We start from the raw sequence: 12,899 nt of genomic DNA, 5'->3' as shown, positions 1-12,899 counted from the left end.
GGGAATTTCAGAACAGGTACTCGTCGGCCTCGTCGTCGGTGACGAAGCCGGGGACGACGGCGAGGCGCTGCGCGGCTTCTTCGGCGTCAAGGGCCTGTGCGTGCTTCAGCTCGGCGCGCAGGCGGCGCCGTTCGGCGCCGCCTGCGGCGTAGAACGCGCGGCGGCGGGCGAACTTCGGTGCGCAGTCCGCGCAGTTCGCGGGGTCGCCGCACGGGACGGTGCCGCCGCCGGGGACCGGGTGAACCAGGGCGGGCAGTATTTCGTCAACGTGCCTGCCGGGTTTTCCCCCGAACGTGTACATGTTCACGGGTGTCTCTTTCAGCTCGGAATGTGCGTACTACTGTCGGAAGTTGGCGCCCCTAGGGCCAACCCCCCGGTCCCTGGGGGCGCCCCCCGGCCGCTGGCGACGAACGCGGCGACCTGCACGGCGAACTCGTCGGCGAGCAGCGGCGGCCGTGCGTCCAGCGGCCACGACCGCGCCGTCATCCCGCGCAGCGCGCCGTCACGGCGCATGCGGGCGTACAGGAGGCGGATGCGGTCGGCGCCGACGGTGACGGTCAGGACGTTGCTGCCGCCGTGGGGGGCGGGGAAAGTCAGACGGAGTGTCGCGCCGAACAGTTCCGTCGTCAGCGGCGGCGGCAGCGGGGCGAGAACGGGCAAGGTCATGACAGGTGGTTCCTCTCGTGGCGGGTCAAGAGGTGAAAGCCGGGGCGGCCACTGGTGTCCGGTTGGCGGTCCGGCACCGCAACGCCCACACACACCCTAGCGCACAACTCAGGGCGTGCACTGCGTTGTGCGCTAAATGATGTCCTCGTTCTTCTCCGGATCCCACACCAGCGCTGGCCTCCGGCGGCGCGGACGCCGGATCCGCGCCGCCAGATCCGGCCTCACGGACCTCAGCGCTCCCCACGCCCCCAGACTCACCATGTACGCGCTCCGGGCACGCTCCGGCAGCTCCTGGTCGTGCAGCCACAGCTCGTGCGCGACCCCCGCCAGCTCGACCAGGCCGGGGAGCAGCTCCACGGGCATCTCCACCAGCGCGTACGGCGGGGGGCTGTACGCGGATTCCGGCTCCTGGCGTTCACCCGCGCTGAACGCCTCGATGATCCGGTCGTACGGAAGGTCGTCTAGGAACAGCACGGGCAACGACGACAGGGACGTCATCATGAAGCAGTCGATACGCAGCACCACGGTCTGCGCGGGCTCACTCACCAGGGGACTTCATTCTGTGGCGGGCTGACAGCGGGCGGCGCTGACGGTCAGGAGGCCGGGCGGTCGTCCGGCGGGATGACACCGTGCCAGACACCCTCGAAGCACTTCCGCACGAAGTCCGCGACGGGCGCGGGCGGATCAGGGCGCGCCACGCAGACGATTCTCGTCGCCGCCCCGTAGACGAAGTCCATGAGGCCCCCTCTGCGGTGCGCCAGCACCGCGTGACCGCATCCCGTGCACCGCCACCGCAGAACACCCGACAGGACCTCAGGCGGCTCCGACACCAGATCGTGCGTGTCGAGAAGCACCGACCTCGGAGGGAGAGCGTTCACGCCAGAGCCTCCTCGTCCCGCCCGGACAGCTCCGCGACCGCACACGCTCTCTCCCAGATCCGCAGCGCCTCGTCGTACGGGTACTGCGCGGACAGCCGCGTCCACAGGTCGGGGAAGCTGCTCCCCTCCCCGTCGTCACCGGGCATGTCCCTGATCATGTCCGCGAGCGCGTACGCGTCGGCGGGGAGCAGCGGCAGGTGCTCCCCGTCCGGGTGGTACGGGGCCGCGTCGATGAGCGTGGCCGCCGGTCGCGCGGTGCCGTGCGCGGTCCTCATGTGCGCGGCCATCGACTTCGCGGTGTGCTCGTACAGCACCGGGCCGATCCGCACAGGGGGGTGCCCCGGCCGGGTGACGACGACGGCCCAGCCTGCCTGCACGCCGGTATCGGCGGACTCCGTGAGCGTGGTGATGGTCCGGGTGAGCGCCAGCGCGGCCTGCGCGATGACGGGCTCGGCGGCCCATTCCTGCGCCGTGCGGTGCGCGAGAACGCCGAGCGGCTCCAGGAGGTCCAGGGGCAGCGTCACCGTCGCCCGGTAGTCGTCTCCCGACGGGGTACGGGGCGCACCGAGCAGCAACGGCCGCAGCTCGTCGTACCGCACGGCGGCGCGCAGCGGGTGGGGGAAGCGCGGCAGGGACGTGATGAACGCTCCGGGGACGGGAAGCTGCACCGTCCGGCGCGGCGAATACGACATGGTGATCATCTTTCTTCGTGGCGGGTCGAAGACTGCGCCCTGGCGGGCGGGCGCAGTAATCCGGGGGTCAGTCTGCCGCAGGACCGGTCAGAGCGGGACCCCGTTGGCGAGCTGGTCACCGCTCGTGGCTCAGTTCTGCTGTTCGTCAGTAGGGGGCATCATCTGAGGTCGTCCGGGCCCAGGCCCTTGGCACGCAGGTACTCCTCCATGCCGCCGCGCCGCTGTGCACCGCTGCGCAGGGTGGGCATGCCGATACCGGTCGCCCGCGACCACGCGCGCAAGGTACGGGACTGCCCGAAGGCACTGTAGAACCGCACGTTGTCGCGGGCGGTCTGAAGCATGGGCCCGTCACTGCGCGCGAGCCCGGCAGGGACGCGCTCCCGCCGCGTGCGGATGCCTTTCGCGATGGACTCGGTGGCGGCGTCCGCGACCCTCAGCCCCCTGGAGTTCAGGACGATCCACCGGTCGGCGTGCTTGTCGTAGACGACCGTGTGGGCCTCGTTGTCGGCGGCGCGCACGGCCTCCTTGATCCTGACCAGAGCCGGGGACAGCGGGTCACCGCCGAGAACGAGGATGCTGCCGTCGGCGAGCTGCGCACCGCTGACGAGGTCCCAGACGTCCTGCCAGTTGTCCAGGCCGTTGGCGTATCTCTCCTTCGTGACCGCGACGGTCAACTCGATCATCTCGTCGGTGACGTCCTGCGCCGTGACGGGAGCGGTGACGCGTTTGTTCTCCACGGGTCAGTCCTCGGGAGTGTCGGCGAGGCGCGCGAAGGCCCGGCGGTCGAAGAACGCGGCCTTGTAGAACACGTCGGCGCGGCGGCGGCCGTCCCCGTCGAGGATGTGCGACCACATGTCGTGATCGCTTTTCTGCCTGGTCCAGCCCTCCGGCAGCGTCGCGGGCATGAACAGCGGGTCGTCCGCGTCGGGCTCACCGAAAGTGAACCCGAGCGCCTCGAACCCGGCCCGCTGTCCCCTGAGGTCGGCGGGCATGCGGTCACTGTTGACGAACTGGTGCTGTCCCACGGCTTCCTGGGACTCGATCAGTCCTTCGCTGCCGCCCAGAACCAGGGCGTCGAGGAAGAGACGCACCCTGGAGAGGTTGCTGCCGGTGTTCTCGATCATGCGGCGTTCCTGGGCGTGAGGACGCGCAGGGCGGCCAGTGCGGCGCCGAGAGCGGCGATCGTCTTCATGGCGTGGCGGACACCGTCGGGGTCTCCGCCCTGGTGCCACTGCATGCCCAGGGTCCGGGCTGCGCCCAGGAGGCGCACGGCGTCGGCCTGGGCGAGACGGACGAGCCGCACCGTGTCGGCCTGGCGCAGCAGGTGGCGGGGCGTCCCGTAGTTGGGGTGCGCCAGGTTGAGGCGGTCGTGGAGTTCGGTGTCGTCGTCGGGGAACCGCGTGATGAAGCCCTGCGGTATGAGGACGGACACGTCGAGTCCGAACGGCTTCGGCATGGTGGTGTTCTCCTGTGGCGGGTCAGGTGGCGGACGTTCAGGCTAGCGGGGCGGAGCCGGGTCACGCAGGGAGTCGGCGGGAGCGGTGAGGGTGTCGAGGGCGGCCTGGACCTCGTCGGCCTTGGCTCGGGCGCGGTCGGCGGCGCGCTGGGCGCTGGTGATCCTGCTCTCGCGCTGGTAAGCGTGGTCCGGGTGCGCAGGGCGGGGTGCTGCGCGGAAGCCGTTGGCGCGGTTCTGCGCGTCGTCCGCCTGCTTCGTCCAGTGGGCGACGCTGCGGGCGAGATCCTTGCGGTGCTCGGCGAGCTGCGCCGGGGCGGACGGGGTCAGGGTGTGGTGTTCGGTGCGGTCTTCGCCCAGGTGCAGGGTGATCGCGCCGAAGCCGTCGGTCGTGACTTCGCCGGAGTCGGCAAGGACACGGCCGACGGCTTCGGCGGCTTCGGCGGCGGTGATGTAACGGATGAGGTCGCCCTCGAAGGCGTAGACGTACGAGGGGGCGTAGGCGGCGGGCTCGTTCACGGCGGCTCCTGCTGGGGCTGTCGGAGGGGGCGCCCTCTGCGCCCCCTCCGGGGTGCCGGGAGGGGGCGCAGGGGGCGCTGAGAGGTTTCGCGGGGTCAGTCCGTGTGGCCGACGTCGGTGCGCATCTGGTGAGTGGCTCCGGCGGCGGTGATCATCTGCTGTGCGTAGATCATGGCCTGTTCGGGGTCCAGGTTGATGTGGACGAGGCGGCCGTCGTCGGGGCCGTCGCTGGTGATGCGGGCGGTGACGGTCGTCCAGATCCGCGTGCCGGTCATGGTGTAGCCGGTGTAGACGGGTTCGGTGGTGCGGCGGATGCCGACGATCTCCGCGTTCCGGCTCTGCTTGCTGCTCATGGCGGATACTCCTGTCAGTCGTTCTGGGCGGGGTGGGGGTGCTGACAGGCGGCGTGGCCGTCAGAGTCGCAGTAGGCGCAGGGAGCGGCGTGCAGGGTGGCGGTGCCGGTGCCGGTGGGGTAGCGCTCGGGGTCATTGTCCGCGACGGTGCCGGTGGTGACGTTGAGGGCGTACTCCATGACGGGCGCTCCTGAGGTCAGTTGGTGCGGTTGATGTCGTCGGCGGTGAGGCCGTGGCGGGTGAAGTACGCCTCCAGGCTGCCGTATTTCCGGATGCCGTGGCGCAGCCCGGTGGCGCTGATGGTGTAGCCGACGGTGAATGTGAGGTGGGCGGCCCAGCGGCGCAGTGTGCGCTGCGCGCCGAAGGCTGTGTGCAGCGGGACGCGCTCTCGTGAGGACAGTCCCTGGCCCTCTCCGCTGCCGCTGTTGGGGACGCGGGGCGCGGCAGGGACGTAGCTGGCGGCCCACTTGCCGATGTCGGCGAACGTGCGGACGTCGGCGGGTGTGAACCCCTGGTACTCGATGCGGGTGCCCACGAGAAGCGTGAGGGAGTTCCCTTGGTCGCGGACGGTGACGGTGACGCGTTCTCCGCCGATCCGCAGGGGACGTGCGTCGGCGAGCGTTGTGGCGCCGGGCACGTTCGGGTAGTGGGTGCCGTCGGAGAGAGCGGTCAAGGGGTGCTCCTGGGTGTGTGGCGGGCGGAATGCCAGTCTAGTGCACTATGCAGTGCACGCACAACCCTGTGCACCAAGATGCCCCACCCCGCCTCTGAGGAGGGCGGGGTGGGGGGCGGCCGGTCAGAGGCGCGCGACGGTGTCGCCGTTGACGGTGATCTCCATCGGGACGGTGCTGTCCGTGCGCTCCAGCTCCTCGGGGACGTCACCGGTGTCGGTGGACGCCGACACCCGCACGAAGCCTTCAGGGGTGAGGTAGAGGGCGACGGCGATCCCGGCGTTCACGAGCGCGGGCGGGGCGTAGGTGCCGTCCGCGTGGACCTCGGGGGCCTCGAAGTACGCGGAGGCGTCGTAGGCGCGCGCCTGCTCGGTGGTCAAGGGGGTGCCGGGGGCCGGGTGTCCGCCCTGCCATGCGTCCTGGACGGCCTTGAAGTCCTTGTCCTGGAAAAGGTCGGACAGTGCGTCCTGCACGGGGGCCGGGGTCATGTCGCGCTCGCACAGGAACCGCATGATTCCGATGATGGCGTCGACCAGGCCGACGGTCTTGCCCTCCTCCGAGCGGCAGCTCTGTACCTCCTGCTCGGGGAGCGGGGGGGCGTCGGTGATCTCCTGGCCGGTGCTGTCGGTGGTCACGCTCATCAGGTGCTCCCTGGTTGCTCGGTGGGTGGAACACCAGTCTAGTGCACTGCACAGTGCACGCACAACCCTGTGCACTAAAGTGTTCACCCGTGTGGTGGGGCGCAGCACGGGTCACGGGCGGTCGCGCATTCCGCTGCGGACTGCCAGCGGGCCGTGGCACAATCGTCTCGTCGCCAGCAATGACGGCACTGCTCCCCGCCCACGCGGGGCTGACGCGCAGGTTCAGGCCGATCATGGCGAACCTCAGGTAGTGCTCCTCGCATCAGCGGGGTTACGAAGCCCCCGGTTAACGCTCGGGGGCTTCGTCGTGTCCGGGGTCAGCGGGGGTTGGTCGCGGCGACGGTCTCACGGATCATCTGTGCGGTCTCGTCGCTGATCGTCAGCCAGTAATAGACGTCGAGGTCGCGCGGGTTGGAGATCAGCGACTCGGGTCGGATCGTGCGGCGGCCGAGGATCACGGCATCCTCCCCGTCGATGCCGATGATGTCGTCGAGCATGGCGTGGATCGCAGCGTGGGCGTCGGCGCGGTTCAGGCCGGTGTCGTCCATGACGTCGTCCAGGAGGTCGTACGGGTGGACGGCGCGGCCGTAGTTGATGCTGGCAATCTCGGTGGTCAGGGGAGCCCCCTCCTGCTGCTCCTCACGCACCTTCTCGGCCTGCTCGGCGGTGAGCCGGGTCGCGGAGTGGTGGTAGTCCCGGCCGACGCCCTGGGCGGCGGCCAGCTCCCACGCCTGGGCCTGGCTGTCGGCGGCCACCAGGAGGACGCGTTCACCGCGCCCCGCGATCTCCCACAGGTCCGACATGGGCACCGGCTCGGGGAGCACTCCGGCGGCGCGGAGGTGGTCGGCCATGCCGTCGGCGTCGGCGTATCCGCAGGAGCAGCGCAGCCCGTTGCCGTCAGGGGCCGTCTCCAGGCCGTGGGGGGCGTCGGGGGCCTGCTGCTCCTCCACGGGCGCGGCGGGCCCCTGGGGGAGCCGCTGCGGGGTGTCCTGGGGGTCGGGGGCGCCCTCGAAGCCGTAGCAGACGCTGTAGCGGAACTCTCCGTCGCGGTAGTCGCCCCCGCCGGAGACGCGGTAGGCGCGGGTGGCGCCCAGCTCCCTGGCCCACTTGCGCGCCTCGGCACCGGCCTTGGCGGGCGCCTTGGACTCCAGGGCGGCGGGGCCGGTGATGTGGACCCAGCGGGCGGTACCGCGCACTTCGCGGGTGACAGTCAGCGCCGGGGCGGCGGGCGGCTCCTGCTGCTCCTCGGCTGCGGGGGAGCCGAGGCCGTTGTCGACCACGGTCACATCGGCGGAGTAACCGCCGTCCTTGCGGATGACCACGGGGGTGACGCTGGTGATGCTGCCGCCCTGGAGGTCGGCGTAGGCGGGGGCGAGGACCGCGCCGACGTAGTAACCCTTCTTGGCGTTGTTGCGGCGGGCGGTGTCCGGGTTCTCCGCCTTGGAGGGGTTGAACCAGCCGCTGGGGCGTCCGTCGGCGTCCAGGAGCATCCAGGACCAGCCGAATTTGGTCTGTACGTCCTTGGCGGCCACGAGGTTGCCGTCGAGGTCGAACAGGGCGGGGAACTTCCACATGCCGCCGTTGTCGGCGATGTCGGCCTCAAGGCGGTCCTTGGCGGCGTTGAGGCCGTGCGCCCACTGTGACAGGGCGCCGTCGGTGTCGCAGCGCTCAAAGGACTCGACGGCCTTGAGGTCGTGCTCGACGGCCCTGCGGCGGAGGTCTGCGGCGGCGGGGGTCTGCTCGGTCATCGGGTGCTCCCTGGCTCATCGGCGGGTAGAACACCACCGTAGCGCACACAAGAGTGCACGCACAAGCCAGTGCGCTGAAATCACCAACATGAGATTCCATGGCCACCCAACCAGGCAACCATGGAATCCACGTTTTCCCCCAGGAGACTCACCTGAGAATCAACGGACCACACGCGGGGAGCAGCCACTGTCCACCAGCAACGCCCCCACCCGGCTCACCGGAGCCTCATCCACCAGCCGCTCCAGAACCGACTCCGGCACACCCGAACCCCCCTCACGCACCGGCCGCAACTCCACAACAACCCCCTCACGCGACAGCCGCACACACCCGTCCCCGTCATGCTCCACACACCATCCCGGCTGCTGCACCGCCTTCCGCACACCCGCCAGAACCTCCTCCGTATCCACCCCCACCGCCCCCGGAGAACCCTGCTCCGCAGCACCCCCCAACGACAGCACACGCTCATACCCAGCAGCCGTGGAATCCACCACGAACGCCGCAACCGCCTCCGCCTCCGACGGCAACACCGACAACGACCCGTACGCATGCACCCGCCACACACCCCCGGAAACCCCCACACGCCCCTCCACGGCCCCCGCAGCGCCCCCCTGGACCTCCGCACCCGGAACCCCACCCCCGGACCCCTCACCGGCCAGCACAGCGGCCCTGCGCACCAGCAGCGTCTCCCCCTCCCGCACATCCATCGGCATACCCCGGTCGGTCTCCACCCGGAACAGCCCCACCTCACCCAACTCCCAGAACCCCTTCACCCGCCACGTACCCGTACGCACCTCATCCGCCGGATTCATCGGCGCCACCACATCCCCCACCCGCAGACTCCCCTCATCCACGATGTCAACCAGCACCCCCACCCGGCGCGGCGCAGCAGCCTCCTCCACCGACCACCGCCGCAACGACAACGCCCCGTCCCGCTCCTCCACCGCACGCACCCACGCGAACGCCCGCGCCGCAGCCACCGCCGCAGAGTGATCCCCACCCTCGACCACCGCGATCTGCACACCCCCCTCCGTGCACACCGCCCACCGGTCACTCAGCCCCCGCTGCTCCACCACCGGAGCGAAGAACGAGTACCCCACCCGCACCTCCCCCGACGCCAGACGCTCAGCACGCTGTCCCCGCTGCACCCCCGACACCACCGCCTGACGCACATTCGCCAGGCCGATACGCCCCACCAGCCGCGCATCCTCACGCAGCACCCCCACCCGCATGTCCCACTCCGCGACCTCACCCAGCAACGCCAGACCCTCAGCCACCAGAACCGCGTCACGCTCCCGAACCGGCTCCACGAACTCCTGCACCACCGGCACGAACTCACCCGGAACCCTCTTCGGCAACGGCGGCAACGACCGCTGCGCCTCGGCGACACCGGCTTCCGTGAGGACGACACCGTGAGTACGCACCGTGTGCCCCTTCTCGTCCAGCACGCGGTTCTTCAGCCGCCCGCTTGCGGCCAGGCCCCGGTTGATCAGGGCCATGGTCGAGTTGTAGGGCGCGATCACCTCGTGATTGCTGTCGGCGTACGCGGCGACGAGCTTGCTTCTCATGCTGATGCTGATCTTGGACATCTGCTGCTCCTGCTTGGCGGGTTCATCTTGGCGGGTGAACAAGACGACCTTAGTGCACTACTCAGTGCGCGCACAACCCAGTGCGCTGTCTCTTGCTGGGGAGGAGGGCCCGGAGCGCGCGCGGGATTCGGGGTACGCGCAGGTACACAACCCCCCATATACCCACACCAATCACCAGGGGCAGGGGTTCGCCTCTCTGCCCCTGTCCGGCACGTACGTGCCCCGGCGCACGAAGAAGCCCCACCCGGAGCAACAGGTGGGGCTTCTCGGACTTCCTCTCTCACTTGCTCAGCATCTCGAAGCCGAGCCTCAGCACGAACGGGTGCCGTCCGTCCGCGCACTCGTGGTCTTGGCGGTCCAGTCCTCTGCGACCCCGGCAGCCAGGCGGCGTAGCTCCGCCGTGTCGTCCGCGCCTGGCGCCGAACGTACGAAGCCCTCGGAGTCGTCGTAGCGGATGTGGCTCTTGCGGGCCTCCAGCGCGTTGGCGATTTCGGGAACGTTGGTCGGGTTGACGGTTCCGACGAAGCCGCGCCACGAGAAAACGGCAGCCTCCCGTCCGATCAGCGTGACCTTGATGATCCGCTGCCCCCAGAGCTGAAACCGTTCGCCGGTTGCCAGGTGAACCACGATCTTCTTAGCCATCTCTGCCTCCTACGGCCTGCCTCGTCAGCGTGGGTAGGCCAGACCCCACGGACGCCCCGGAGGGCGTTTCGGCTAGTTGGCCACGTCAAGAGCGGCGCCACCGACCGGGCATCAGGTTCTCGATATGCCGCGCAGCCGTGGAGTAGTCCTCTAACGTCGGCTCCGGGTGTTCGGTGTCACAACCCTCGCAGCCGTTCTTGGCCTGACCCTCATGCTCGGGGCACAGCTCCGCAACGACGATGTCCTCGGGGTCTTCACCTTCGGCGATGTATTCCAGGCGCCGGGCGTCGGCTTCCTCGCGGGTGTACATCCCAGCCTCGAAGCACCCTTCTGTGCGGTCCAGCTCGTTGAACAGTCCGTACTCGGTCATCAGTTGCTCCACGCCTCGTCGAATCCAACGAGCCGGGCCACTCGGTCCGCCTCATGCTGCATGATCACTGGTTCTCCGCCATCTCCGGGAACGTGGCGAGGATGAGGCCCAGTGCCCACTGGCGGCACTCCTCCTCATCCACGCCGGTGCTCTCGCTCCACGTCCACACGTTGACGAAGCCGTGCTCCTCGTACTCCTCCCGGACAGCCTCCAGGATCCGGCCGGGCGACAGACTCGGAGGGAGTTCCAGCTCTCCGCTGACCGCGTTGCGGGCGTAGGAGGAGCACAGGCCGTCGACCAGCTCGCCAAGCTTCAGACGGTGCTCAACGCGGATCGTGATCCGGTTGGTCTCCTTGCCGGTCTCGCGGTTCTTCCACGTGCGGACCACCGAACGTGCCATCTCTGCCTCCTACGGCCTGCCTCGTCAGGGGCGGTAGGCCATTCCCGCCCGACGCCCCAAGGGGCGTTTCGGCTGTCAGAAGTAGAGACCGGCGGCGCGCAGCTCGTCCTGCTCGGACTCCCAGGCGTACACGGGGTTGTTCTCGGCGGCGCGCAGCCATCCGGACTCGGCGTACGCCTCCTGCTCGTACTGCTGGCGCTCCTGCTCCCACTCGTACGCCTGCTCGGCGGTCTCGGCGGTGAGGCCGTCCAGTTCGTAGATGAACAGTTCCGGCAGTTCCATGCTGCGCTCGCTGTGGTCGGGCACGTCCTGGAGGAACTCCCGGCACGAGTTGTCGCCACTCGCTCCGCAGAAGCCACAGTTCTCAAGCTTGACGACGACCGCGTTCATGTCTTCCTCCCCTGCCGGACCCTTCGTGGATCCCTGGCGTGAGACGACCATAGTGCACTATCAAGTGCGTGCACAAGTGAGTGCACTAGATTTTCTGTTGGGCGAAGCTGGCGATCAGACGGTTCGCGGCGTTGAGGGCGCCAGGCCGGGGACCCGTGGAGCCTCGGGCTCGGGGCTCTTGCTGATCTCCGGCCCCGCCGCCGGAACCTCCATGCTCCGCGTCTCGACGGCCCAGGGGTCACCCACGTACCGGCCGACAGCGACGCGGACGTCCTCGACGAGGACCAATCCCCGCGACAGGGTGATCTGTAGGCCCGCCTTCTCGATCTTGTTGATCAGGTCCGCCATCTGCTCTGCGGCGCTGGAAGCGTCCATCGTTTCTCCTTCGTTCTCGTGCACTGACAGCGCCTTGTCCTGACGGGCGAGAGCCGACTTCGTGAGGGAGCGATACGCACTCTCGGCCACCTGCTGGGCGTCCTTGATGGTGCGGGCACGCTCCGAGAGCTTGACGCGTTGCTCGGCGTCGGCCATGGGCAGGACGGTCACCGCCCACGCGCGTCCCTCCCGCATCACGTAGGCGAGAGTCTTGCCAGCGGTGTTGGTGTAGCCGTACCACCCGGCCGTGATCTGGCGCCATCCTGTCGTTGTACCCATCACTCTCCTCCTCCTGCGGCCTGCCTCATCAGCGCGTGTAGGCCAGTTCTCACGCGGACGGCCCGGAGGCCGTTTCGGCTAGTCCTGGAAGCACGCGAAGTCGAACGTGACGTCGGCGCCGTCCTTGTCGATGACCTCGATGTCCCAGACCACACCCCGCTCGGCGCAGCGGGCGGCGACGACGCCGATGCGCTCGACGCTGGCGGCAGGGAGGGTGCGCTCGATGACGGTCTCGATGCCGTACCGGACGGTGGTGTACCGCAGCGTGTAGGTGGTGACGTACCGGCCGGTGGTGAGGTCGCGGTCGAGGGTGCCGAGGTCGAGAACGGGGAGCGTGGCGGTGGTCATGTGGGCCTCCTTGGCGGGCGATGTGCTTACACCCTAGTGCACACATGAGTGCACGCACAAGTAAGTGCACTGAAGCGGGTCGGCAAAAAGCCCCCGGCTGGAGTCCGGGGGCTGGTGCGCATGAAGCCCTCAAGGGCTGATGACGGGATACCCTGTCGGCTACTTCGCCTCGGCCGCCGGGAGCAGCTCCAGGGCCTCCCTGGAAGCGTCCGTGCCGTCGGCGGCCAGAACCTCCCTGATGTGCCGCAGGACGCCGGTCGGCAGACTCGCGGTGTGGAGGCTCTCCTTCACCTGAGTGGGATCCGGCATGCCCCAGCCGGTCCGGTCACACAGAGCGGCGAGGGAGATGGCACCCCGGCGCCAGTCGCGGGCGTCATCGAACTCCTTGGCGACCTGGTCCACCGAGACGGACACGCCTTCCTTGCGGAGCGCCTCCAGGATCCTCTGCGCGTCAGCCTTGTTTGCTCGGGTCATTCTGTTCCAGTCCATCATCGTTTCCTCCCGTCGGGGTTCATACGCGGTGTGTCGATGCAGGATTGATCGTCCGGCTCGACAGCGACGATCGCGTACGGCACGTGCTGCTCTCTGGCGAGTACGGAACGCGGCAGATGCATGGTGACCATGACGGGCGTGGGCGAGGGACTGTTCAGCCCATGGAACTCGACCTTCCAGCCTTGAGGCTGGTCCATGGGGAGACCCGCCTGTGCGCCTTCCGGCCACCACAGGATGGGCTGAAGGGCAAAGTACGCCAATGCCGTGCCGTTGTAGAAATTCCACTCACGCGCGTGGCGCAGCATGCGCGTGGTGTCGCTGAGCTTGAAGCGAACGGCAACTATCTCTTCAGCGTCCCCGGTCATTTCTTCTCCTGGTGGGTGGGATTGAATCAG

At 69.0% G+C, this 12,899-nt stretch carries 23 protein-coding genes and 3 other RNA genes; all 26 read right to left on the bottom strand.

Features of this window, described 5'->3' with window-relative positions; all coding sequences use genetic code 11:
- Positions 1–7: 7 nt before the first annotated feature.
- The 26 genes from ACFZAM_RS31945 to ACFZAM_RS31820 all read right to left on the bottom strand — a co-directional run bounded on the left by ACFZAM_RS31945 (position 8) and on the right by ACFZAM_RS31820 (position 12,869).
- Positions 8–307 (bottom strand): hypothetical protein, encoded by a 300-nt coding sequence (locus tag ACFZAM_RS31945; protein ID WP_391051039.1) that lies wholly within the window; start codon positions 305–307, stop codon positions 8–10.
- Positions 308–318: 11 nt separating this feature from the next.
- Entirely contained in the window at positions 319–666 is a 348-nt protein-coding gene (locus ACFZAM_RS31940; protein WP_391051037.1) for a hypothetical protein, read from the bottom strand.
- Between the two features lie 132 nt (positions 667–798).
- A complete protein-coding gene (locus ACFZAM_RS31935; RefSeq protein WP_391051035.1) occupies positions 799–1,212 on the bottom strand; it encodes a hypothetical protein in 414 nt (137 codons plus the stop codon).
- Positions 1,213–1,259: 47 nt separating this feature from the next.
- The gene (locus ACFZAM_RS31930) at positions 1,260–1,544 is read right to left on the bottom strand and encodes a hypothetical protein (protein ID WP_391051033.1); all 285 of its coding nucleotides are present in this window, start codon (positions 1,542–1,544) and stop codon (positions 1,260–1,262) included.
- Positions 1,541–2,236, bottom strand: a complete 696-nt coding sequence (locus ACFZAM_RS31925) for a hypothetical protein (RefSeq protein WP_391051031.1) — start codon at positions 2,234–2,236, stop codon at positions 1,541–1,543. The genes ACFZAM_RS31930 and ACFZAM_RS31925 overlap by 4 nt, the downstream gene beginning before the upstream one ends.
- 158 nt (positions 2,237–2,394) lie before the next feature.
- Positions 2,395–2,973: a hypothetical protein gene (locus ACFZAM_RS31920; protein ID WP_391051030.1), complete on the bottom strand. Its 579-nt coding sequence runs from the start codon at positions 2,971–2,973 to the stop codon at positions 2,395–2,397.
- A gap of 3 nt (positions 2,974–2,976) precedes the next feature.
- Entirely contained in the window at positions 2,977–3,360 is a 384-nt protein-coding gene (locus ACFZAM_RS31915; protein WP_391051028.1) for a hypothetical protein, read from the bottom strand.
- Positions 3,357–3,692, bottom strand: a complete 336-nt coding sequence (locus ACFZAM_RS31910; protein WP_391051026.1) for a hypothetical protein — start codon at positions 3,690–3,692, stop codon at positions 3,357–3,359. The genes ACFZAM_RS31915 and ACFZAM_RS31910 overlap by 4 nt, the downstream gene beginning before the upstream one ends.
- 42 nt (positions 3,693–3,734) lie before the next feature.
- On the bottom strand, positions 3,735–4,208 hold the full coding sequence (locus tag ACFZAM_RS31905) for a hypothetical protein (protein WP_391051024.1): 474 nt from the start codon (positions 4,206–4,208) through the stop codon (positions 3,735–3,737).
- Between the two features lie 95 nt (positions 4,209–4,303).
- Positions 4,304–4,561, bottom strand: a complete 258-nt coding sequence (locus ACFZAM_RS31900; RefSeq protein WP_391051023.1) for a hypothetical protein — start codon at positions 4,559–4,561, stop codon at positions 4,304–4,306.
- Between the two features lie 14 nt (positions 4,562–4,575).
- Entirely contained in the window at positions 4,576–4,740 is a 165-nt protein-coding gene (locus tag ACFZAM_RS31895; RefSeq protein ID WP_391051021.1) for a hypothetical protein, read from the bottom strand.
- A gap of 17 nt (positions 4,741–4,757) precedes the next feature.
- Positions 4,758–5,234 carry a hypothetical protein gene (locus tag ACFZAM_RS31890; protein ID WP_391051019.1) on the bottom strand — a complete coding sequence of 159 codons (477 nt, stop codon included), beginning with the start codon at positions 5,232–5,234 and terminating at the stop codon, positions 4,758–4,760.
- 123 nt (positions 5,235–5,357) lie between these two features.
- Positions 5,358–5,873 carry a hypothetical protein gene (locus ACFZAM_RS31885; protein ID WP_391051017.1) on the bottom strand — a complete coding sequence of 172 codons (516 nt, stop codon included), beginning with the start codon at positions 5,871–5,873 and terminating at the stop codon, positions 5,358–5,360.
- A 317-nt stretch (positions 5,874–6,190) separates the two neighbouring features.
- Entirely contained in the window at positions 6,191–7,621 is a 1,431-nt protein-coding gene (locus ACFZAM_RS31880; RefSeq protein WP_391051016.1) for a hypothetical protein, read from the bottom strand.
- A gap of 159 nt (positions 7,622–7,780) precedes the next feature.
- On the bottom strand, positions 7,781–9,208 hold the full coding sequence (locus tag ACFZAM_RS31875; protein WP_391051014.1) for a hypothetical protein: 1,428 nt from the start codon (positions 9,206–9,208) through the stop codon (positions 7,781–7,783).
- Between the two features lie 309 nt (positions 9,209–9,517).
- Positions 9,518–9,850, bottom strand: a complete 333-nt coding sequence (locus ACFZAM_RS31870) for a hypothetical protein (RefSeq protein WP_391051012.1) — start codon at positions 9,848–9,850, stop codon at positions 9,518–9,520.
- A gap of 10 nt (positions 9,851–9,860) precedes the next feature.
- Positions 9,861–9,924, bottom strand: an RNA gene (locus tag ACFZAM_RS31865) — hammerhead ribozyme type II.
- Positions 9,925–9,935: 11 nt separating this feature from the next.
- Positions 9,936–10,220, bottom strand: a complete 285-nt coding sequence (locus ACFZAM_RS31860; RefSeq protein ID WP_391051010.1) for a hypothetical protein — start codon at positions 10,218–10,220, stop codon at positions 9,936–9,938.
- Between the two features lie 64 nt (positions 10,221–10,284).
- Positions 10,285–10,620, bottom strand: a complete 336-nt coding sequence (locus ACFZAM_RS31855; RefSeq protein ID WP_391051008.1) for a hypothetical protein — start codon at positions 10,618–10,620, stop codon at positions 10,285–10,287.
- 10 nt (positions 10,621–10,630) lie between these two features.
- Positions 10,631–10,694, bottom strand: an RNA gene (locus ACFZAM_RS31850) — hammerhead ribozyme type II.
- A 1-nt stretch (position 10,695) separates the two neighbouring features.
- Entirely contained in the window at positions 10,696–11,010 is a 315-nt protein-coding gene (locus ACFZAM_RS31845; RefSeq protein WP_391051006.1) for a hypothetical protein, read from the bottom strand.
- A gap of 114 nt (positions 11,011–11,124) precedes the next feature.
- On the bottom strand, positions 11,125–11,664 hold the full coding sequence (locus tag ACFZAM_RS31840) for a hypothetical protein (RefSeq protein WP_391051004.1): 540 nt from the start codon (positions 11,662–11,664) through the stop codon (positions 11,125–11,127).
- Between the two features lie 14 nt (positions 11,665–11,678).
- Positions 11,679–11,744: hammerhead ribozyme type II (locus ACFZAM_RS31835), an RNA gene on the bottom strand.
- Positions 11,743–12,012: a hypothetical protein gene (locus tag ACFZAM_RS31830; protein WP_391051003.1), complete on the bottom strand. Its 270-nt coding sequence runs from the start codon at positions 12,010–12,012 to the stop codon at positions 11,743–11,745. The genes ACFZAM_RS31835 and ACFZAM_RS31830 overlap by 2 nt, the downstream gene beginning before the upstream one ends.
- A gap of 159 nt (positions 12,013–12,171) precedes the next feature.
- Positions 12,172–12,486 (bottom strand): hypothetical protein, encoded by a 315-nt coding sequence (locus ACFZAM_RS31825; RefSeq protein ID WP_391051002.1) that lies wholly within the window; start codon positions 12,484–12,486, stop codon positions 12,172–12,174.
- 14 nt (positions 12,487–12,500) lie between these two features.
- On the bottom strand, positions 12,501–12,869 hold the full coding sequence (locus ACFZAM_RS31820; protein ID WP_391051000.1) for a hypothetical protein: 369 nt from the start codon (positions 12,867–12,869) through the stop codon (positions 12,501–12,503).
- Positions 12,870–12,899 lie beyond the last annotated feature (30 nt).

This window comes from Streptomyces sp. NPDC008079 (assembly GCF_042957385.1).
Classification (GTDB): Bacteria; Actinomycetota; Actinomycetes; order Streptomycetales; family Streptomycetaceae; genus Actinacidiphila.
Note: the sequence above shows the minus strand (reverse complement) of the source record. Positions and strands in the feature narration are given on the sequence as shown.